General features: G+C 52.5%; 15 protein-coding genes. 13 read left to right on the top strand and 2 right to left on the bottom strand.

Annotated features, from left to right (window positions below):
- The first annotated feature begins 54 nt into the window (after positions 1–54).
- Positions 55–801, top strand: coding sequence for a 1-(5-phosphoribosyl)-5-[(5-phosphoribosylamino)methylideneamino]imidazole-4-carboxamide isomerase (gene hisA, locus CHH28_RS01720; protein WP_094058690.1), 747 nt, complete (start codon positions 55–57; stop codon positions 799–801).
- Complete coding sequence (gene hisF / locus CHH28_RS01715) at positions 801–1,565, top strand: imidazole glycerol phosphate synthase subunit HisF (protein WP_094058689.1); 765 nt, start codon at positions 801–803, stop codon at positions 1,563–1,565. Before hisA ends, hisF begins: the two co-directional genes overlap by 1 nt.
- Positions 1,566–1,642: 77 nt before the next feature.
- On the opposite strand, the gene serA is transcribed toward hisF, so the two are convergent.
- The gene (serA, locus tag CHH28_RS01710) at positions 1,643–2,872 is read right to left on the bottom strand and encodes a phosphoglycerate dehydrogenase (RefSeq protein WP_094058688.1); all 1,230 of its coding nucleotides are present in this window, start codon (positions 2,870–2,872) and stop codon (positions 1,643–1,645) included.
- Between the two features lie 192 nt (positions 2,873–3,064).
- Between serA and CHH28_RS01705 the strand changes: the two genes are divergently transcribed.
- On the top strand, positions 3,065–4,468 hold the full coding sequence (locus CHH28_RS01705) for an FAD-binding oxidoreductase (RefSeq protein WP_199243974.1): 1,404 nt from the start codon (positions 3,065–3,067) through the stop codon (positions 4,466–4,468).
- A gap of 70 nt (positions 4,469–4,538) precedes the next feature.
- On the opposite strand, the gene CHH28_RS01700 is transcribed toward CHH28_RS01705, so the two are convergent.
- Complete coding sequence (locus tag CHH28_RS01700) at positions 4,539–6,983, bottom strand: penicillin-binding protein 1A (RefSeq protein ID WP_199243973.1); 2,445 nt, start codon at positions 6,981–6,983, stop codon at positions 4,539–4,541.
- Positions 6,984–7,193: 210 nt separating this feature from the next.
- Between CHH28_RS01700 and CHH28_RS01695 the strand changes: the two genes are divergently transcribed.
- From CHH28_RS01695 to CHH28_RS01650, 10 genes are all read left to right on the top strand, one after another.
- Positions 7,194–8,258, top strand: coding sequence for a pilus assembly protein PilM (locus tag CHH28_RS01695; RefSeq protein WP_094061945.1), 1,065 nt, complete (start codon positions 7,194–7,196; stop codon positions 8,256–8,258).
- On the top strand, positions 8,258–8,809 hold the full coding sequence (locus CHH28_RS01690; protein ID WP_094058686.1) for a PilN domain-containing protein: 552 nt from the start codon (positions 8,258–8,260) through the stop codon (positions 8,807–8,809). The genes CHH28_RS01695 and CHH28_RS01690 overlap by 1 nt, the downstream gene beginning before the upstream one ends.
- Positions 8,809–9,444 carry a type 4a pilus biogenesis protein PilO gene (locus CHH28_RS01685; RefSeq protein WP_233243706.1) on the top strand — a complete coding sequence of 212 codons (636 nt, stop codon included), beginning with the start codon at positions 8,809–8,811 and terminating at the stop codon, positions 9,442–9,444. Before CHH28_RS01690 ends, CHH28_RS01685 begins: the two co-directional genes overlap by 1 nt.
- A 2-nt stretch (positions 9,445–9,446) precedes the next feature.
- On the top strand, positions 9,447–9,980 hold the full coding sequence (locus CHH28_RS01680) for a pilus assembly protein PilP (RefSeq protein ID WP_094058685.1): 534 nt from the start codon (positions 9,447–9,449) through the stop codon (positions 9,978–9,980).
- A gap of 1 nt (position 9,981) precedes the next feature.
- Entirely contained in the window at positions 9,982–12,084 is a 2,103-nt protein-coding gene (gene pilQ / locus CHH28_RS01675) for a type IV pilus secretin PilQ (RefSeq protein ID WP_233243705.1), read from the top strand.
- Position 12,085: 1 nt separating this feature from the next.
- Positions 12,086–12,604 (top strand): shikimate kinase AroK, encoded by a 519-nt coding sequence (aroK, locus tag CHH28_RS01670; RefSeq protein WP_094058684.1) that lies wholly within the window; start codon positions 12,086–12,088, stop codon positions 12,602–12,604.
- The gene (aroB, locus tag CHH28_RS01665) at positions 12,601–13,680 is read left to right on the top strand and encodes a 3-dehydroquinate synthase (protein ID WP_094058683.1); all 1,080 of its coding nucleotides are present in this window, start codon (positions 12,601–12,603) and stop codon (positions 13,678–13,680) included. Before aroK ends, aroB begins: the two co-directional genes overlap by 4 nt.
- Before the next feature lie 20 nt (positions 13,681–13,700).
- Entirely contained in the window at positions 13,701–15,182 is a 1,482-nt protein-coding gene (locus tag CHH28_RS01660; protein WP_094058682.1) for an AAA family ATPase, read from the top strand.
- A 175-nt stretch (positions 15,183–15,357) separates the two neighbouring features.
- Positions 15,358–19,812: a glutamate synthase large subunit gene (gltB, locus tag CHH28_RS01655; protein WP_094058681.1), complete on the top strand. Its 4,455-nt coding sequence runs from the start codon at positions 15,358–15,360 to the stop codon at positions 19,810–19,812.
- Between the two features lie 31 nt (positions 19,813–19,843).
- Complete coding sequence (locus CHH28_RS01650) at positions 19,844–21,274, top strand: FAD-dependent oxidoreductase (protein WP_094058680.1); 1,431 nt, start codon at positions 19,844–19,846, stop codon at positions 21,272–21,274.
- Positions 21,275–21,355 lie beyond the last annotated feature (81 nt).

Below are 21,355 nucleotides of genomic sequence, written 5' to 3'. Positions count from 1 at the left end.
CAACGCGATGCCCGTGCGGTGTGGCGACTAGCAGATGAATAAGGTAGGCAGTTTATGTTGGTGATACCCGCCATCGATTTGAAAGACGGTCAATGCGTGCGCCTGCGTCAAGGGCGAATGGAAGATTCCACTGTGTTCGGTGACCACCCCGTGGATATGGCGCAGCGCTGGGTCGAAGCCGGCTGTCGACGTTTGCACTTGGTAGATTTAAACGGTGCTTTTGCCGGTGAGCCAGTCAATGGTGAGGCGGTGACTGCCATCGCTAAAAAGTATCCGCAACTGCCCATTCAAATTGGCGGTGGCATTCGCTCTTTAGAAACCATCGAGCATTACATTCAGGCGGGTGTTAGCCAGGTGATTATTGGCACCAAGGCGGTAAAAGAGCCTGCTTTTGTGGCCGAGGCCTGCCGCGCCTTTCCGGGAGCCATCATTGTCGGATTGGACGCCAAAGATGGCTTTGTCGCCACCGATGGCTGGGCCGAAGTGTCCGAGGTAAAAGCTGTGGATCTAGCGCGTCAGTTTAAAGATGACGGTGTGATGTCGATTGTCTACACCGACATTGCTCGCGACGGCATGATGCAAGGTGTGAATGTTGAAGCCACAGTGCAACTGGCCGAGGAGGGTGGAATCCCGGTGATTGCTTCTGGCGGTGTGACCAATATTGACGACATTCGCCAGCTGGCGGGTGTTGCGAATCGTGGCGTGATGGGCGCCATCACAGGGCGCGCCATTTACGAAGGCACTCTGGACGTGGCCGAAGCCCAGCAGCTGGCCGATGAGCTGTGCGGAGTAACGGCTTAATGGGGCTGGCAAAACGCATCATACCTTGCCTCGATGTCGATCAAGGGCGGGTGGTGAAAGGCGTCAACTTTGTCGGCATCCGCGACGCAGGTGATCCGGTAGAAATTGCCAAGCGCTACAACGACCAGGGAGCGGACGAAATCACCTTCCTGGACATCACCGCCAGTCACGAAGAGCGCGATACCACTGAACACATGGTCGAGGCTATTGCTGAGCAGGTCTTTATCCCGCTAACGGTGGGTGGTGGTATTCGTGAGGTATCGGACATTCGCCGCATGCTCAATGCCGGTGCGGACAAAGTGTCGATTAACTCCGCTGCGGTGTACAACCCGGAGTTTGTGCGCCAAGCGTCGGACAAGTTTGGCGCGCAGTGCATTGTGGTGGCGATTGATGCCAAGCAGGTTGCGGAGCAGCGCTGGGAAATTTTCACCCACGGCGGTCGCAAAGCCACTGGCATTGATGCGGTGGAATGGGCGATCAAGATGGCTGAATACGGCGCTGGTGAGATTCTGCTGACCAGCATGGATCGTGATGGCGTAAAAACCGGATTTGATCTGGGTGTAACCCGCGCGATCACAGACGCGGTGGATATTCCAGTGATCGCCTCGGGCGGTGTTGGCAATCTCGACCACTTGGTGGACGGTGTTCAGCAAGGTGGTGCGGATGCCGTGCTGGCCGCGAGCATCTTTCACTTCGGTGAATACACCGTCATGCAGGCAAAGCAGCACATGGCGGCAGCAGGCATTGAAATGCGGCTGGACTGACAGGCTGGATAAGCACAAAAAAAGCAGGCAGTGCCTGCTTTTTTTGTGCTCGTTGCGCTAATTGGCGCGCGTATTGGTTAGTACAGCACGCGTGCGCGAATGGTGCCTTCGATTTGCTTGATCTTTTCCAGCGCTAGGTCGCTGACATCCGCCGCCACGTCGATCACCACGTAGCCAACCTCTTCAACCGTTTGCAGATACTGGCCGCTGATGTTGATGTTGTTGTCGGCAAAGACTTGGTTGATGGCGTTCATGACCCCTGGCATGTTCTTGTGGATGTGCAGGATGCGGTGCACGTTCGGGTTGGCTGGCAAGGCAACTTCTGGGAAGTTCACCGAAGACGTGGTGGTACCGTTGTCGCTGTAAGTTGCCAGCTTTTCGCCCACTTCTTTACCGATGTTTTCTTGTGCTTCCAACGTTGAGCCACCGACGTGTGGCGTCAGGATGACGTTGTCGAACTCGCGCAGCGGCGTCACGAATTCCTCGTCATTGGAGCGTGGTTCCACAGGGAATACGTCAATTGCAGCACCCAACAGTTTTTTGCTGCGTACGGCATCGGCCAAAGCGTCAATGTCGACAACGGTACCACGCGAGGCGTTCAGCAGAATGGATCCTTGCTTCATTTGCGCGAATTGCTCGGCGCCCATCATCCACTTGGTGGCCGGTGTCTCGGGAACGTGCAGCGAAACGACGTCAGCCTGATTCAGCAGCTCGTTGAGGCTGGTGACTTGTTTAGCGTTGCCAATGGGCAGCTTGGTGACCACGTCGTAGAAGTAGACCTCCATGCCTAACCCTTCAGCCATTACCGACAGTTGAGTGCCGATGCTGCCATAACCGACAATACCCAGCTTCTTGCCGCGAATTTCGTAGGAGTTGGCGGCAGACTTCTGCCAGCCACCGCGGTGACATTGGGCGTTTTTCTCTGGAATGCCGCGCATCAGCATGATCATTTCTGCCAAGCTCAGCTCGGCCACTGAACGTGTGTTCGAGTAAGGCGCGTTGAACACGGCGATACCGCGCTCGGTGGCAGCTTTAAGGTCGACCTGGTTGGTACCAATACAGAAGCAACCCACAGCGATCAGTTTCTCGGCCGCGTCGAAGATATCGGCGGTGAGCTGGGTGCGCGAGCGAATACCAATAAAGTGGGCATCTTTAATGCGCTCTTTCAGCTCATCTGCAGGCAAGGAGGTTTTCAGATACTCAATGTTGGTGTAACCAGCGGCGCTCAGAGTGTCTAGCGCGGACTGATGCACGCCTTCCAGCAGAAGAAACTTGATCTTGCTTTTATCCAGAGATGTCTGTGCCATGGAGGGTACCTGTGGTCAATAAATGATGACGGAAACCGCGAGCTCGGCGCCTGGCGCCGGGAGTGAAAACCACTCCGAAAAAAGAGGCACGTATGCTAGCATAACTGCGTATATCAACGTGAGTACTGAGGGATTATTCAGTCGGTACGATTCTTCACGTTGGCTTGAATTCTCTTCATACGCGGAATCATCATGACCTCCCTGACTCAAGAAGCCCTGATCGAGCAGTTAGCGGCTATTGTTGGTGCGGATAAAGTACGTACAGACGACGATTCGCTGCAAACCTTTGGTACCGACTGGACCAAAATCTACGACCCTAAACCCAGTGCCATTGTGTTCCCTAAAACCACCGAACAGGTGCGAGACATTGTACTGCTGGCGAATAAGCATGCGTTGGCACTCGTCCCTTCTGGTGGGCGCACGGGCTTGAGTGCAGGAGCGGTGGCCGCCAACGGTGAGATCGTGGTGGCGTTTGACTACATGAATCAGATTTCGGATTTCAACGCCGTCGATCGCACAGTGAAGTGTGGTGCTGGGGTGATTACCGAGCAGTTGCAAACGTTTGCCGAAGAGCAAGAGCTGTTTTATCCGGTCGACTTTGCCTCGTCTGGCTCGAGCCAGTTGGGTGGCAACATCAGCACCAATGCTGGTGGCATTAAGGTGATTCGTTGGGGTATGACACGTGATTGGGTCGCCGGTCTGACGGTGGTCACCGGTACGGGTGAGGTGCTGAACCTCAACAAAGACTTGCTGAAGAACAACACCGGCTACGACCTGCGCCAGTTGTTTATTGGCGGTGAAGGGACATTAGGCTTCATCACAGAGGCCACCATGCGCCTGACGCGTGCGCCTAAAAACCTCAATGTGTTGGTGCTGGGCGTGCCTGAGCTGGACGACATCATGAAGGTGTTGCACCAGTTCCAAGCGGCCATGGACTTAACGGCGTTTGAGTTCTTCTCCGACAAGGCACTGCAGAAAGTGTTAGCGCGCGGCGATGTGCCTGCGCCGTTTGAGTCGAGCACAGATTATTATGCGCTGATTGAATTCGAAGCACTGACGGAAACGGAACTGGATACCGCCATGACGCTGTTTGAGCAGTGTCTGGAAAATGGCTGGGTGGCCGACGGTGTCATCAGTCAAAGTGAAACTCAGGCAGCGAACCTGTGGCGTTTGCGTGAGGACATTTCTGAGACCATTTCCGAGTGGACGCCGTATAAAAACGATATCTCTGTGGTGGTGTCGAAAGTGCCGCCGTTCTTGCGCGACATTGATGACATCGTGACACGCGAATACCCGGACTTTGAAATCATCTGGTTTGGACACATCGGCGATGGCAACCTGCATTTGAACATTCTGAAGCCAGATGAGTTGGCCAAGGAAGAGTTCTTCCAACGTTGCAATAAAGTGTCGCAGTGGGTATTTGAGACGGTTGAAAAGTATCAGGGCTCTGTTTCTGCTGAGCACGGCGTGGGCATGACTAAAAAGCCGTACCTGCAGTACAGTCGCTCAGCGGCAGAGTTGGCGTATATGAAAGCCGTCAAGGCGGTGTTCGATCCCAACAATGTGATGAACCCGGGCAAGTTGATTGACCTGTAATACACAACACAAAAAAGCAGCCAAGGGGCTGCTTTTTTGTGTCCTTGATTTTAATGCTGCTCGTTGACGGCTAGAACAACTGTTCTGGTACTACACCGCCTTTTTCTTGCTGTTGCTCAACCGTCGCCGCGGGCTTGGCAAACTCCGTCGGCACATTTTCGGCGCGGAAGTATTCGAAGATGGCATTGCTCTGCCCGGCCGGCGCCAACAGGCCTGTCTCAGGGTCGATGCGCACGCTCACAATGCCTTCTGGTTGGCGGTACGGAACTTCTTCCACACCCTGCAAAGCGCTTTGCATATAGTCGACCCAGATCGGTAGCGCAGTGTTGCTGCCATATGCCCAGCGCCCCAAGGTTTGTGGTTGGTCGAAGCCCACCCAAACCGTGGTGGCCAGTTTGGGATTGAAACCGGCAAACCAGGCGTCTTTTTGATCGTTGGTGGTGCCGGTTTTGCCGGCCAGGTCGTTGCGGCCCAAAGCCAATGCGCGCTTGCCGGTGCCGCGGCGAATCACATCTTGCATCATGGTCATAATCAGGAAGTGGGTGCGCTCATCAATGACACGAGCAGCACAGGTCGATGGCTCAGTGCTGATGCCCAATGAAGCTTGCATGTCCAGCTCCAGTTGCCGCATTTCTGACGTCGCGCCATCACAGGCTTTTTCAGCAACGTGCTGAAACAGCACATTGCCGTCGTCGTCTTTTAAACGATCGATCACATACGGCGTGATCGCGTAACCACCATTGGCGAACACGGCATAGCCGGTGGCCAGCTCCATCGGCGATACAGCAGAAGCGCCCAAAGACAGAGACAGATCACGGTTCAGCTTGTTCGCTGGAATGCCAAACGGGCTGATAAAATCGATGGCGGTTTGTGGGCCAAGGCGTTTTAGGATGCGAATGGACACTAGGTTCTGCGATTTATACAAGGCTTGCCGCAGGCGCGTGGGACCGTAGAACTTGCCGCTGACATTTTGTGGTCGCCAAGTGTTCTCCAGCCCGGCGTCGTTAAATACAACGGGAGCGTCATTAATAATGGTGGCAGCGGTAAGGCCATTGGCCAGCGCGGCGCTGTAGACAAACGGTTTGAAGGCAGAGCCAGGCTGGCGGTCAGACTGGATGGCACGGTTAAAGCTGTTGCTGGCCGGAGCGAAGCCGCCGACTAGCGCTTGAATACCGCCGTCTTGTGGATCGAGAGACACCAGTGCGCCTTCCACTTCGGGCTGTTGTGCTAGGTGAATACCGTCTTCTTTTTCTTCAAACCAGACCGTCATGCCGGCTGTGAGTACTTCATTGGCGGTCTTCAATGGATTGCCGATCACATCCACGTTGACTTTGCGTCTTGCCCACTTCAGCCCATTCCAACTGACGTAGCGTTCACCTTGGCGGGTGTAGATCCACGCCCCCTTTTCTAACACACGGCTGACGACGGCGGCTTGCAGAATGCCGCTGTCTGGCGTTTCACGAAAGTACTCCTGCCAGGCAGGTAAGGTAGCAGGCCAGTCGATATCGAAGGAGCTGGAGGCCTGACTCAGCCATGGCTCAAGTGCCGGTTGCTCGGGCACAGAATACTGCTGTACCGGCAGTGTGGTGCCGGTTGCGCGCCAACCGTGGTCACGGTCGTACTTCAGTAAGCCACGTTGCAGTGCTTGGTTGGCGGCTAGCTGGCGCTCGCTATCGATGCTGGTATAGATGTGGTAACCAGCGGTATAGGCATCGGCACCGTATTGTTGAACCGCGAACTGGCGTGCCATTTCCGCTACGTAGGGCGCGGTGATTTCGGACTCTGCACCGTGGTAGCGTGCCGTGACGGGCGCGCGTGCCGCTTGTTCAAATTCCTCTTGCTCGATCAGGTTCAAAGCACGCATACGAGCCAATACATAGTTTCTGCGTTTAACGGCACGCTCTGGGTTGTTGATGGGGTTGGCCGCTGAAGGCGCTTGTGGCAGACCGGCAATCATGGCTTTTTGCGCCAAGTTAAGTTCTTGAATCGACTTGCCGTAGTAGACCTGTGCCGCGGCTTCAATGCCGTATGCGCGCTTGCCGAGGTAAATTTTGTTGAGATAGAGCTCGAGAATCTGCTGTTTTGTGAGCGCTCTCTCAATTTTTAACGCCAGCAGGATTTCGGTGAACTTCCGTGAGAAGGTTTTCTCGCTGCTAAGATAGTAGTTCTTGGCGACTTGCATGGTGATGGTACTGCCGCCAGAACGCTTGCGGCCAGTGCTCAGCAGCTCAAAGGCGGCGCGGGCTAAGCCCTTGATGTCGATACCAAAATGTTCAAAGTAGGCATCGTCTTCGGAGGCCAGCAGCGCGTCGATAAATTGCTGAGGTGTGTCTTCATAGCGAATTGGATTGCGTCTTTTGGTACCGAATTCACTGATTAGACGTCCGTCTCGGGTATACACTCGCAGCGGCGTTTGCAGTTCTGTGTCTAACAGATCCTGTGTATCGGGCAAGGTGGGGGCAAAATAGATATAAATTGCCATCATCACCAGGCCGGCGCCTGCTATGGTGGACATTGTAAGCCAAAGAATTAACCGCGCGGCGAAGTGTGTGGAAGCCATATTGAAAGAACGTCTCTTGCCTCAGGAAGCCAGTGTTTATGCGGGCTGGAGCATTATAAGGGTTTTTTGTTCTTTTAATAGGAATGTGCTTATAATGATTTTGACAGATAGGATTAGAGTGAGCTTGTCGCTGCAAGTTCGCGATTTGATGGGGATTTTGCCGTGCTGGCCAGCTTATTTAGTAAAAAAGGCAAAGCGGTCCTGGGTGTCGACATCAGCTCAACCTCGGTGAAGGTGTTGGAGCTGAGTCATAACAATGGGCGCTACCAGGTCGAGGCCTATGCTAGTGAACCACTGCCTCAGAACGCTGTCGTCGAACAAGCGATTAACAACGACGAAGCCGTCGGTGAAGCCATTCGTCGAGCGCTCGGACGCTCACGCAGTTCTGCCAAGCAAGGTGCCATTGCTGTTGCTGGTTCCGCTGTGATTACCAAAACCGTGCAGATGCCCGGTGACCTATCTGATGACGAAATGGACTTTCAAGTCCGTGCCGAAGCTGACCAGTACATTCCTTACCCGTTAGAGGAAGTTGCACTCGACTGGGAGATCCAGGGGGAGACTGAAGGCACGCCTGACAACATGGTTGATGTGCTGTTGGCAGCTTGTCGCTCTGAAACCGTAGAGCGTCGTAAAGATGCCATCGAATACGCCAACATTGAAGCCAAAGTGGTGGATATCGAAGCGTTCTGCACCGAGCGTGCATTCCGCCTCATCGAAGGTCAGTTGGATGGCAGCGAAATTGAAACGGTGGCTGTGATCGACATCGGTGCCACCATGTCAACTCTCAACGTATTGCATCAAGGTAAATCGATTTACACGCGTGAACAGCTGTTTGGCGGTAAGCAACTCACCGAAGACATCATGCGTCGTTACGGCCTGAGTGAAGAAGAAGCGCAGCGCGCGAAGCTCGAGGGTGGCCTGCCCGACGATTATGAATCGGAAGTGCTGCAGCCATTTCGCAATGCCGTGGTACAGCAAGTGAGCCGTTCACTGCAGTTTTTCTACTCCTCCAGCCAGTTTAATGATGTCGACTATATTGTGTTAGCTGGCGGTACGTCATCGTTGCCGGACATGGCTGAATTGGTGCAGGACGAGCTGGGAGTTGCCACCGTTGTCGCCAATCCTTTCGTAAACATGACTCTGTCACAGAAAGTAAGCGCCAATTTGCTTAATAATGACGCGCCAGCATTGATGATCGCATGTGGGCTGGCGATGAGGAGTTTCGACTGATGGCCAACATTAACTTATTGCCTTGGCGTGAAGAGCGACGGCAGCAGAGAAATCAGGAGTACTACAAGGCTCTGTTTCTTGTGGCCTTGTTTGCTGGAGCGTTGGTTTATTTTGTTGATGATTTTTTTAGCAGCAGTATTGCAGCTCAACAGCAGCGCAATGACTTTGTCCGTAGCGAGATGAGAGTCATTGATGCCAAAATTGAAGAAATTAGTAAATTGAGAGAAACGCGCGAGCAGTTAATCGAGCGTATGGAGCTAATACAGGCGCTACAGGGTAATCGCCCGGTTATCGTCCGAATGTTTGATGAAATCGCAAAATCCGTTCCCGATGATTTATATTTCACTTCGATTTCAGTTAAAGGGCGCACTGTTGTCGTAAAAGGAATGGCTCAGTCAAATAACCGAGTCGCAGCGTTAATGAGGAATTTTGATAGTTCAAAGTGGTTTGTTGATCCAGAGTTGATTAGCGTTCGTTCAGTGTCTGAGGGTGTTAATGAATTTGAGGTCAAAATGCAGCGCTTTGATCCAAGTGATGAGGAGGAAGTGTAGTGGCTCGAGAAAATTCTTTCGACCTTAATGCTTGGATTGAAAAACTGCAGTCTATTGATGTTGATGACATCAATAATGCTGATTGGGAAAATATGGGATCCTGGCCGTTGTTGGGTAGGATCTTTTTAGCTGCTTTGATATGTGTTGGGCTGTTGTTTTCCGGCTACTTTTTCTTGATCAGCGATAAGATGGATACTCTTGGGCGTGTTGAGTCTGAAGAGATCCAGCTTAAGAAAGACTTTGAGCTGAAGGCATTTCGTGTTGCTAATCTGGACCAATACAAGGCTCAGCTTGAAGAGATGGAAGATAGTTTTGGATCTTTGCTGAAACAACTGCCTCGTGACACTGAGGTCCCCGGTTTAATTGACGATATTAGTGGCTCTGCACTAGGAGCGGGACTGAAATTGGATGCTATAGACCCCAGTGATATGACAAAGGCAGAATTCTACAATGAGCTTCCGATCGATATAGCTGTGGTAGGAGGGTTCCACGAGATGGGATCTTTTGTCTCTACTGTTGCGTCATTGCCTAGGATTGTAACTCTGCATGATTTCTCAATCGATAAAGGAGATGGTGCAGAATTGGTTATGAACATTAAGGCTAAAACTTATCAGTACAATCCAGAGGAAGGGTGAGCATGAAAAAGTTCATAGTGCTTTGCTGGTTCTTTGTGTTGTCAGGCTGCTCTTCTTCAGCAGATGTCAGTGATTTGCAACAGTTTGTGGATGATACTCTTGCAAAACCTCGCGGGCGTATCGAACCAATACCTGTATTTAAACCGTATGAGTCATTCAATTACAGCTCAGCTGGTGTTCGCTCTCCATTTGAGCTTCCTGTGATTGTTGATGAAACAGTACAAATCGAGAAAGATGCTTCAAATATACGCCCTGATGATAACCGCCCTAAAGAGCATCTTGAGCAGTTTGATTTCAATGAACTTGTTATGGTTGGAACTTTAAAGGGGGGGACCGGTGCGCTTTGGGTTCTTGTCCGCGATGGGGATGGTGGTGTTGTGCGAATCAAAGAAGGCAATTATTTGGGACAAAACCATGGAAGAGTGGTTTCGGTATCAGATTATCGCATTAGCTTAGTAGAAATAGTGCCCAACGGTATGGGGGGCTGGATTGAGCGTCCAAGAACAATGGTTCTTGAGGGCTTGTCGGGAGAATAAAATGAAGACTCACATGCTGGCAAAATTTTCGAATAAATGGGCGCTTACGCTAATAGGGGTTTTGTTTAGTTCGCTAGCCCTTTCTGTTGAGCTGGAGGAACTGAAGTTTACTTCTCTCCCTGGAGATGTTACTGAAATTGAGCTGACGTTTGATGGCACGCCTCCCGAGATTAAAGGGTATTCAATAGAAAAGCCTGCGAGGATTTCTATTGATATGGCTGGAGCTAGTAGCGGGCTTGACTCTAAAAAGTTTGATATCGGATCTGGCAATGCACGTTCTGCTATTGTTCTTGGTGATAAGAATCGAGTGAGAATGGTCATTAATCTGACACGTCTGGTGGACTACAAAACGTCCGTAGAGGGCAATAGCTTGTTTGTGCGAGTAGGTAAAACGGCTCAGCAGACTGTGTTTAGAAATAAATCTACACCTACAACTGTCGCCTCTCAATTATCTGTCTCTGAGTTGAAAGTTGTCGGAGTTGACTTTCGCAGAGGTGAACTGGGAGATGGTCAAGTGCAGATCAAGCTTAGTGATGATCGCGCGTCTGCTGACATTCGCAGAGAAGGCTCTAAAATAATCGCCGATCTTGAGGGTGTGCGCCTTCCTCGAGAGCTCAGTCGCCGCTTAGATGTATTGGATTTTGCAACGCCAGTTAAATACGTAGATGTTCGAGCTGTTGATGGTGGTTCGAGGGTCGTTATTGAACCTAAATCGGACGACTTCGACTTCTTGGCTTATCAAACAGACCGATTGTTATCGATAAATATTTCTGATTTGCCAGAAGAGGTAGCTGAAGAGCGGAAAAAAACTTTCCCTTTTACTGGTGAAAAGCTCTCTTTGAATTTCCAAAACATCGAAGTTCGTGCAGTACTTCAGCTGATCGCTGACTTTACAGGGTTGAATTTGGTCGCCTCTGATACGGTGCAAGGCAGTATCACCTTAAGGCTACAGGACGTTCCATGGGATCAAGCGCTTGACCTAGTACTGAAAACGAAAGGGCTTGGTAAACGTCAAATGGGATCTGTGCTTTTAATTGCCCCGGCAGAGGAGATAGCTGCTCGTGAGAAGGTTGAGCTTGAAGCAGTGCGTCAAGTCGAAGAGCTTGCTCCACTGGTAACAGAGTACATGCAACTGAACTATGCTAAGGCCAAAGACCTAGCTGAGCTGCTTACATCTGAAAGCGGATTGTTGTCGGATAGAGGAACAGCCGTCGTAGATGAGCGCACTAATACCTTGTTGATGAAAGATACTCCATCGAACCTCGCAAAAATTCGAGAGGCTTTTTCCCTGTTAGATGTTCCAGTTCGTCAGGTGTTAATTGAAGCCAGAATTGTTGTGGCTAACACTGATGTTGGTGAGGAAATGGGCGTTAAGTGGGGTGGTGCTGGCTTTAAAGACAATGGCAGCAACTGGACGACCATTGGCGGAAGTCGGCAAACCCTTACCGAGAGTAACCAAATTTTGTTTGATCGTGCCACACAAGCGACTGCAGGCAGTTCAACAATTGACTTGAATGCTGCTGACGTCGTTAACTTTGGCGTCACCAATACGGCTGCTTCCAGTTTAGCTTTGGGCTATCAAACTGCTGACTATTTGCTCGACTTGGAACTTGCTGCAATTGAAACGGATGGTCGCGGTGAAGTGGTGTCGCAGCCCAGAGTCATGACTGCTGATGGTAAGACAGCTATGATAGAGTCGGGAACTGAAATCCCTTACCAAGAGGCGGCCTCAAGTGGCGCAACTAGCGTTGCATTTAAGTCAGCTGTTTTGAAACTTGAGGTGACCCCTCAGATTACTCCAGATGACAGAATTATTATGGATTTGGTTGTTACTAAAGACTCTGTGGGGGAAAACACTGTTGCGGGGCCCGCGATTGATACTAATGCGGTTGAAACCCAAGTTTTAGTGGATAACGGCGAAACTATTGTTTTGGGTGGAATTTTTGAGTCAGAAGAGAGAACGACGATTAATAAAACTCCATTTTTCGGAGATTTACCTCTGATCGGCGCCCTCTTCCGTTACAAACAAGTTGAGGACAAAAAAACCGAACTCCTGGTCTTCATCACCCCAAAACTCGTGAAGGATACGCTCGACGCACGCTAGTATGACGTCACGTTCTATCTTCCTAATCGGGCCAATGGGCGCTGGAAAAAGCACCATTGGCCGTTTGCTGTCTGCTGAGTTGGGGCTCACGTTTTTCGATTCCGATAAAGTCATCGAAGAGCGCTGTGGTGCCAACATTCCCTGGATATTCGACGTCGAAGGCGAAGCTGGCTTTCGCGAGCGTGAGCAGCAGACCATTGATGAGCTAACGCAACGCTCTGGTGTTGTGTTGGCTACCGGCGGTGGCGTCATTATGCGTGAGGAGAATCGCCGCCATCTTAGTGCTCGTGGTACCGTGGTTTATTTGCGTACCACGGTAGCACAGCAGCTGGCGCGCACAGCCAAAGATAAAAACAGACCGCTACTGCAAGCCGACAACCCTGGCCAAATCCTGCAAGATCTTTTTTCTGTTCGAGACCCACTGTATAAAGAGGTGGCAGACCTGATCATCGAGACGGACAAGCGTAATCCGCGCTGGGTGGTACAGGAGCTGAAGAAACGTCTCAAGGTATTGGTATGAACAAGTTGCAGGTAGAGCTGGGAGAGCGTAGCTATCCCATTTACATCGGTCGTCAGCTGATCTCTGACTCCCAGTTTTACACCCCTCATATTCGCGGCTCTCAAGTATTGGTTATCAGCAATGAAACCGTTGCTCCGCTGTATCTTGGTGCTGTACGACACGCCTTATCTGACTACCAACTCAACGAAGTTATCCTGCCTGACGGTGAGCAGTTCAAAACCATGGATGTGCTCAACCATATTTTTGATGGTTTACTGAGTCATCAACACAATCGCTCTACCACCTTGGTGGCTTTAGGCGGTGGTGTGATTGGCGATATGACGGGCTTTGCTGCGGCATGTTATCAGCGTGGTGTGGATTTTATTCAGGTGCCGACCACCTTGTTGTCTCAGGTGGACTCGTCTGTTGGCGGTAAAACCGCAGTGAATCACCCGCTCGGTAAAAACATGATTGGCGCCTTCCACCAGCCGCGTTGTGTGATTGCCGATACCGATACTTTGGAAACCCTGCCAGACAGAGAGTTATCTGCCGGTTTGGCGGAAGTCATCAAGTACGGTTTGATTTGTGATCAAGCTTTTTACCAGTGGCTGGCTGGCAATATGGAGTCGTTACTGGCTCGCAACGCCGATGCGCTGGCCTATGCCATTCAAGTCTCCTGTCAGAACAAGGCGGATGTAGTCGCTGAGGATGAAAAAGAATCCGGTATCCGCGCGATTTTGAATCTGGGCCACACCTTTGGTCATGCCATTGAGGCGCACCAGGGGTACGGTCAATGGCTGCATGGTGAAGCCGTTGCGGCAGGCATGCTGATGGCTGCAGATTTAAGTCAGCGTTTGGGGTGGCTGGCAAGCAGTGATGTTGATGCGTTGCGTTCACTGTTGCAGCAAGCCAGCTTGCCAGTGCTGGGGCCTGCGAACATGGACGACGATGATTACCTGTCGCGCATGCAGGTGGATAAGAAGGTTTTGGATGGGCAGCTTCGTTTGGTGTTGTTGCAATCCATTGGTAAGGCGCTGGTCACCAGCGACGTACCGCGCGAGCAAATCATTCGTACACTGAGCGCCTGTCGCGCTTAGTTCTTGGGAGGAGTGTTGCTATGCAAGATCTGGAGTTTCCTGTCTCGCCTGAAGCGCAACATCCCTCGCCTCAATCGACCCGCTGGGTCACGTTAGCGAGTCAACAGCGCCACCTTGAATTGCTGCTGCACTTGTGTGCTTACAGTGAGTTGTTGGTGCTGGTTGTCGGTGATGCCGGTGCTGGTAAAACGACACTATTGCAGCAGTTTGCACAATCGCGACAAGACTCGGATGAAACCTTGCAGCTGACTGCTGAGCCAGGCCTGGCGCTGGATGGTTTGATATCTCGCATAGCAGCCTTTACCGACCATACCGGTTTGTCGAGCAATCGCAGCGATGCCTTGGATCAACTGCGCGCCCTGTTGCATGAGCGTTACCGCGATGGCGGTGCTTTGGTTGTGGTGATTGATGACGCCGAAAACTTGGCCAGCGACGCACTAAACGACATCAGTTATCTGGCACTTCTGCTGCCTCAGCAATTGTCCATCGTGTTGTCAGGACGCACTGGTTTTGAGCAACACCTACGCAGTGGTCCGACCTCGGCGCCGACACACGTGATTCAGCTCGATCCCTTGTCAGAGGAAGAATCCAGTGCGCTGATGTTGGCGTATGATGCATCGTTGTCGGCCGAGCAGCTGCGTTCAAACTACCAAGCATCCTCAGCATATCCCGCGGATTTGCTGCAACATGTCGGCAGCAGACCTCAATCGCCAGAGAGTCACTCTACTGAAGAAGTCGCAAAATCCTCTGGCCGCTTCCCGCTATGGCACATTGTCGCGGTCGCCTTGATCGGCTGCGTCACAGTCATGGCGTTCTTGTATCAAGGCGACCCCGTCGAGGTACCAAAAAAAACGGCGGAAGAATTTTTACAAGTGCTGGATAGTGTTGCTCCTGCTGAGCCTGCGGTGGCAGTAGCGGACTACAACTATGAGCAAAACGGCGACGTCTTAGTCGAGAAGAAACCTACCGGGGTGGCGCAGGACGTTAACGTAGCTGTTGAGGAGCAAGACGTTGCAACCGCCGACGAGGCGTCGGAGCCTTCAGTTCCAGCTACCACGTTGCTGCCCCAAGTTGGCGAAGGCGCGGATGATCAAACAGAAGCTCTCTCTGCTGCGGAGCCTGATCTGGATAAAACCAACGTTGAAAAACCCGAGCAGGCACCACCAGTTAGTGCTCCTGTAACAGCTGAAGTGGCAAAAAATCAGCTGTCTAGGGTGCCTGCCTCTCCATTGTTGACCGAGAGTGGCTACGTGATCCAGGTGTTGGGCGTGAAGAATCGAGCGGCGGCGGAACGTTTTGTCGCCGAGTGGCAGGGCAAGCTGTCGCAGCGCCTTTATCTGTATCAAACTACCTACCAAAATGCCCCTTGGTTTGTGGTGGTGGTAGGTATTTTTACTAGTGAGTCGTCGGCCCGTTCGGCTGCAAGCTCTATCCCTCAAGGCCTCTCATCTGGCTCGCCTTGGGTCCGAAATTTGGACCAGGTTCGGCCTTCCATTAAGTAGAAATAGCAAAAAAACGCTGGCTACTGCCTTATCTTCGTAAGTATTCTATTTGTTGCAGCCAGTAGTGCTGTGTAGAATGGTCGTCCTTTTTGTTTTGTGATTGTTCAAAAAGTGACCAGGGCGGTTTTGCTTAAGCCCCTGATAAATAATCGTTTTTACTGATGAGAGCTGTTCTATGAGGACTGGTCTGTACACTCCCGGCGAATTCAAGGACAACTGTGGCTTTGGACTACTGGCGCACTTGCAAGGTCAACCAAGTCACACGTTATTAAAGTCAGCCATTGAGTCTCTGACCTGTATGACCCACCGTGGCGGCATTGCTGCTGACGGCAAAACCGGTGATGGTTGTGGTCTATTGATTCAGAAACCGGACTCTTTTCTACGCGCCATTAGCGCAGAAGCGGGTATTACGCTGCCTGCTCAGTACGCTGTTGGCATGCTGTTTATGGATCTCGATGATGATCGGTTTCAGCAGCAAAAAGCAGCCGTAGAGCAAGCGCTGGAAGGGCAGCAGTTAAACGTATTGGGCTGGCGCAGCGTGCCCACCAATAATGATTATCTGGGCCCAATGGCGATCGACTGCCTGCCACGCTTTGAGCAAGTGTTTGTTGCACCCGCTGAAGCACTGGAGGCCGAACAGTTTGCAGTTAAGCTGTTTTACGCCCGACGCTACGCTGAAAAAGCGCTGGCTGACCACCCCGACTTTTACATTGCCAGCCTTTCCGATTCGGTGCTGTCCTACAAAGGCCTGATGATGCCGGTGGATCTGCCCAACTTCTATCCGGACTTGGGCGATGAACGGCTAGAAACGGCTATCTGCGTGTTCCACCAGCGTTTCTCTACGAACACCATGCCACGCTGGCCGCTGGCGCAGCCTTTCCGTATGCTGGCCCACAATGGTGAGATCAATACCATTCAGGGCAACCGCAACTGGGCCAACGCTCGTGCGCGCCAGTTCCAGAGCCCATTATTGCCGGACTTGTCAGATTTAGCACCAATCGTAAATACCACCGGCTCTGACTCCTCTTCCATGGATAACATGCTGGAAGTGCTGTCTGTGGGTGGAATGAACATGTTCCGCGCTATTCGCATGATGATTCCGCCGGCTTGGCAAAATGTGGAGACCATGGACTCCAATCTGCGGGCGTTCTACGAATACAACTCCATGCATATGGAGCCATGGGACGGCCCGGCTGGTTTGGTGATCACCGATGGTCGCTACGCCGTTTGTGGCCTAGACCGCAACGGCTTGCGCCCATCACGCTGGGTGATTACCAAAGACGACATTATTACCGTGGCGTCGGAGGTGGGTGTGCACGCCTATCGTCCGGAAGACGTTGTCGCTAAAGGTCGTGTTGGCCCGGGTCAGATCCTGGCGATCGACACCCAAGAAGGTAAGCTGCTGCATACCGAAGACATCGATAATGCACTCAAATCAGAACATCCTTACAAGATATGGATGAAGGAAAATGCCACGCGCATTGAGAGTAGCCTGTACCTGCGCCACGCTGGCCTTGAGGACATGGAAGGCGACGAGCTCAACAGCCACCAGAAACTGCATTTGGTGACCAATGAAGAGCGCGTGCAGGTGCTGCGCCCGATGGCAGAAAGTGCGCAAGAAGCGACCGGCTCCATGGGTGACGATGCCCCGATGGCAGTGTTGTCTCAGCGTGTGCGCCATGTCGCCGATTACTTCCGCCAGCAGTTCGCTCAGGTCACCAATCCGCCGATTGATCCATTACGTGAATCCATTGTGATGTCGCTGGAGACCTGTGTTGGGGCCGAGAAAAACGTCTTCGACGAATCGCCGCAACACGCCAATCGCATCATTCTGACATCACCGGTGTTATCGCCGCTGAAGTTTGTAGGATTGAAGAAGGCGGAGGCGGAAAAAGAAGGCTTCCGCAACATCACCCTGTCGTTGGGCTTTAACCCGGAACTTCCACTGCGCGATGCCATCATTGAGTTGGCGGATCGTGCTGAGCAGGCGGTGCGCGAAGGGCATGTCATTCTGATTCTCAGCGATTACGAAGTGACCGCCGAGCAGCTGATTATTCCAGCGGCCATGGCAACTGGGGCGGTGCATCATCGACTGGCCGAAAAAGGTCTGCGCACCAGCAGCAACCTGATTATTGAAACCGGATCGGCGCGCGATCCACATCACTTCGCTGTGCTATTGGGCTTTGGTGCCACGGCCGTATACCCATGGTTGGCTTACGACATTCTCACCGATTTGCACAGCAACGGAGAGTTGTTGGGCGATCCGCTGAAGTCGCACCAGAACTTCCGCAAAGCGATTCGCAAGGGTTTGATGAAGGTGATGTCGAAAATGGGCATTTCGACCATCGCCTCTTATCGTGGTGCGCAATTGTTTGAAGCCGTTGGCTTGAGTGATGACGTTGTGGATATCTGTTTCCGCGGTGTCACCAGTCGCATTCAAGGCGCAGGCTTTGAGGACTTCGAGCAAGATCTGCAACTGATTCATAAGCATGCCTGGAAAGTACGCAAGCCTCTGGATCAAGGCGGTCTGCTGAAATACGTGCATGGCGGTGAATATCATGCCTACAACCCGGATGTGATCAAAAACATTCAAGAAGCGGTGCAAACCAACAACCAAGCAGCGTACGACCGCTTTGCTCAGCTGGTGAACGAGCGCCCTGTGGCGACTTTGCGTGACATGCTGCTGCTGCGCAAAGATGTCGAAGCCATTGCCCTCGACGAGGTTGAGCCGGCTGAATCTATTTTCTCGCGTTTTGACACCGCGGCTATGTCGTTGGGCGCACTGTCGCCTGAGGCGCACGAAGCGCTGGCCGAGGCCATGAATGAGCTGGGTGGCCGCTCGAACTCCGGTGAAGGTGGAGAAGACCCTGCCCGTTACGGCACAGTGAAAAACTCCAAGATCAAGCAGATTGCTTCCGGTCGTTTTGGTGTAACACCGCACTATTTATCCAGTGCTGAGGTGCTGCAGATTAAAGTCGCGCAAGGTGCGAAACCGGGCGAAGGCGGGCAGCTGCCAGGCGGCAAAGTCAACGACTTGATCGCCACACTGCGTTATTCCGTACCGGGTGTGACGCTGATTTCGCCGCCCCCGCATCACGACATCTACTCCATCGAAGATTTGGCGCAGCTGATCTATGACCTCAAGCAGATCAATCCACAAGCGCTGGTGTCGGTGAAGCTGGTATCTGAGCCAGGTGTCGGCACCATCGCTGCCGGTGTGGCTAAGGCCTACGCCGACTTGATTACTATCTCTGGTTATGACGGCGGCACCGCTGCATCTCCTCTGACCTCGATCAAGTATGCGGGCTCGCCGTGGGAGTTGGGGCTTTCCGAAGCACATCAGGCGCTGCGTGCCAACGACCTGCGTGGCAATGTCCGTGTGCAAACCGACGGCGGTTTAAAAACCGGTCTGGACGTTATCAAAGCGGCGATTCTGGGCGCCGAAAGCTTTGGCTTTGGCACTATGCCAATGGTGGCCGTCGGCTGTAAGTACTTGCGTATCTGCCACCTAAATAATTGCGCCACCGGTGTTGCCACGCAAAACGATGGTTTGCGTGATAAGCACTACATTGGCACCTCAGATATGGTGAAAAACTATTTCCGCTTTGTGGCTGAAGAAGTGCGTGGTTGGATGGCCAGCTTGGGCGTGCGCTCTTTGGAAGAACTGGTGGGGCGTACCGACTTGCTGGAGATGCTGGAAGGCAATACCGATAAGCAACGTCATTTGGATCTGACGCCGGTCATCCACAACGACCAAATTCCGGCAGACAAACCGCACACGGTGCAGGTTGAACGCAACCGTCCTTATGATGAAGGACTGTTGGCCGAGCGCATGGCGCAAGATGCGCTGGCTGCCATCGAGAACAAAACTGGCGGTGACTTCAGTTACACCATCACCAATTGCGATCGCTCCATTGGTGCGCGCTTATCGGGCGAGATAGCGAAACGTCATGGCAACCAAGGCATGGCACAGCAGCCGATTCGCATTCACTTAACCGGTGTGGCGGGACAATCGTTCGGCGTTTGGAACGCCGGTGGTTTGGAAATGATCCTCGATGGCGACGCCAACGACTACGTCGGCAAAGGCATGACAGGTGGCAAGCTGGTGATCCGTCCGCCTAAAGGCTCGGAGTTCCGCAGTGAGCAGGCCGCGATTGTTGGTAACACCTGTTTGTATGGTGCGACTGGTGGCAAATTGTTGGCGGCGGGCCGTGCTGGTGAGCGCTTTGGTGTGCGCAACTCAGGTGCGCATGCGGTGGTTGAGGGTGCCGGCGATCACTGCTGTGAATACATGACTGGCGGCATGATCTGTGTGCTGGGTGAAACTGGGTACAACTTCGGTGCCGGTATGACCGGTGGTTTCGCTTACGTGCTCGATCGCGACAATAGCTTTGTGGATAAATACAACCACGAGTTGGTGGAGATCACGCGCATCGTGAACGAAGAGACGGAAGGTCATCGAAATCACTTGCGCAGTGTTATCCGTGAATATTGCCAGCAAACCGGCAGTGCCTGGGGCCAAGAAGTGCTGGATGATTTTGATGATTTCATCCGCAAGTTCTGGCTGGTGAAGCCAAAGGCCGCTGATTTACAGCAACTGTTGAACGTGACCCGTGCTCGTCCCGAGTAATGGTCAGTGTGGTTGAGAGAGAGATTTGATAATGAACAAGAGTTCCAACCAACGATTGAACAACCATTTTCAGTTTGTTGATGTCGGTCGCCGTGATCCGAATAAGAAGTCCGTTAGTACGCGTAAAAAGCAGTTCGTGGAGATCTATCAGCCGTATCAACCGCAGCAAGTGGCTGAGCAATCGCACCGCTGCCTGGACTGCGGCAACCCTTATTGCGAGTGGAAATGTCCGGTACACAACTACATCCCCAACTGGCTCAAACTGGCCAGTGAAGGCAATATTTTGGAAGCGGTGGAGCTGAGTCATCGCACCAATACTTTGCCGGAGGTCTGCGGCCGGGTATGCCCACAAGATCGTTTGTGTGAAGGGGCATGTACGCTCAATGACGGCTTTGGCGCTGTCACCATCGGCAACGTTGAGAAATACATTACCGACACTGCGTTTGCCATGGGCTGGCGTCCGGACATGAGCAACGTTGTCCCCACCGACAAAAAAGTGGCCATTATCGGTGCTGGTCCGGCTGGCCTTGGCTGTGCGGATATCCTGGTGCGCAACGGTGTAAAGCCGGTGGTGTTTGATAAGTACCCAGAAATTGGCGGTCTGCTGACCTTCGGTATTCCAGAGTTCAAGCTGGAAAAGAGCGTGATGAGCAATCGTCGCGAAGTGTTTGAAGAAATGGGCGTCGAGTTCCGCTTGGCCACTGAAGTGGGCAAAGATGTCGAGTTTCAAGAGATCATCGACGAGTTTGATGCCGTGTTCCTCGGCATGGGTACCTACACTTACATGAAAGGCGGGTTCCCCGGCGAAGACCTGCCCGGTGTTTATGACGCACTGGATTTCCTGGTCGCCAACGTCAATCGCAACCTCGGCTTTGAGCAGAGCGCGACCGACTTTATTGGTATGAAGGGTAAGAAAGTAGTGGTCTTGGGTGGTGGTGATACCGCCATGGATTGTAACCGTACCTCCATTCGCCAACAGGCGGCCAGCGTCACTTGTGCCTATCGTCGTGATGAAGAAAACATGCCGGGTTCCAAGCGCGAAGTGCAGAATGCGCGCGAAGAAGGCGTGAAGTTTCTATTTAATCGCCAGCCTATGGCGATAATTGGTGATGAGAAAGTTGAAGGTGTGAAAGTCGTCACGACAGAGTTGGGCGAACCCGACGACAATGGTCGCCGTCGGCCTCAAATCGTAGAAGGCTCGGAAGAAATACTTCCAGCCGACGCGGTGTTGGTGGCGTTTGGTTTCCGCCCCAGTCCGGCGCCCTGGTTTCAGCAGTTTGGCATTGAGCTCAACAGCTGGGACGGCGTGATAGCGCCGGAAGAGCAGGCTTTCAAATTCCAGACCACCAATCCCAAGGTGTTTGCCGGCGGTGATATGGTGCGTGGGTCCGACTTGGTTGTGACCGCTATCTGGGAGGGCCGACAAGCGGCAGAGGGAATACTCGATTACTTGGATATTTAATGTAATCTCTCAGTAAATACCGCTAACTTCCCGACAGAAGGTACAAAGCGCGACTCCGGATGGCACGGGGCCGCGCTTTTG

Origin of the sequence: Bacterioplanes sanyensis (assembly GCF_002237535.1) — a bacterium.
Classification (GTDB): domain Bacteria; phylum Pseudomonadota; class Gammaproteobacteria; order Pseudomonadales; family Oceanobacteraceae; genus Bacterioplanes; species Bacterioplanes sanyensis_A.
This window is presented reverse-complemented; position numbering and strand designations above follow the sequence as displayed.

Coding starts and splice junctions, on each gene's coding strand:
- hisA (WP_094058690.1), top strand. CDS start 55: ATGTTGGTGATACCCGCCATCGATTTGAAAGACGGTCAATGCGTGCGC.
- hisF (WP_094058689.1), top strand. CDS start 801: ATGGGGCTGGCAAAACGCATCATACCTTGCCTCGATGTCGATCAAGGG.
- serA (WP_094058688.1), bottom strand. CDS start 2,872: ATGGCACAGACATCTCTGGATAAAAGCAAGATCAAGTTTCTTCTGCTG.
- CHH28_RS01705 (WP_199243974.1), top strand. CDS start 3,065: ATGACCTCCCTGACTCAAGAAGCCCTGATCGAGCAGTTAGCGGCTATT.
- CHH28_RS01700 (WP_199243973.1), bottom strand. CDS start 6,983: ATGTCCACCATAGCAGGCGCCGGCCTGGTGATGATGGCAATTTATATC.
- CHH28_RS01690 (WP_094058686.1), top strand. CDS start 8,258: ATGGCCAACATTAACTTATTGCCTTGGCGTGAAGAGCGACGGCAGCAG.
- CHH28_RS01680 (WP_094058685.1), top strand. CDS start 9,447: ATGAAAAAGTTCATAGTGCTTTGCTGGTTCTTTGTGTTGTCAGGCTGC.
- pilQ (WP_233243705.1), top strand. CDS start 9,982: ATGAAGACTCACATGCTGGCAAAATTTTCGAATAAATGGGCGCTTACG.
- aroK (WP_094058684.1), top strand. CDS start 12,086: ATGACGTCACGTTCTATCTTCCTAATCGGGCCAATGGGCGCTGGAAAA.
- aroB (WP_094058683.1), top strand. CDS start 12,601: ATGAACAAGTTGCAGGTAGAGCTGGGAGAGCGTAGCTATCCCATTTAC.
- CHH28_RS01660 (WP_094058682.1), top strand. CDS start 13,701: ATGCAAGATCTGGAGTTTCCTGTCTCGCCTGAAGCGCAACATCCCTCG.
- gltB (WP_094058681.1), top strand. CDS start 15,358: ATGAGGACTGGTCTGTACACTCCCGGCGAATTCAAGGACAACTGTGGC.
- CHH28_RS01650 (WP_094058680.1), top strand. CDS start 19,844: ATGAACAAGAGTTCCAACCAACGATTGAACAACCATTTTCAGTTTGTT.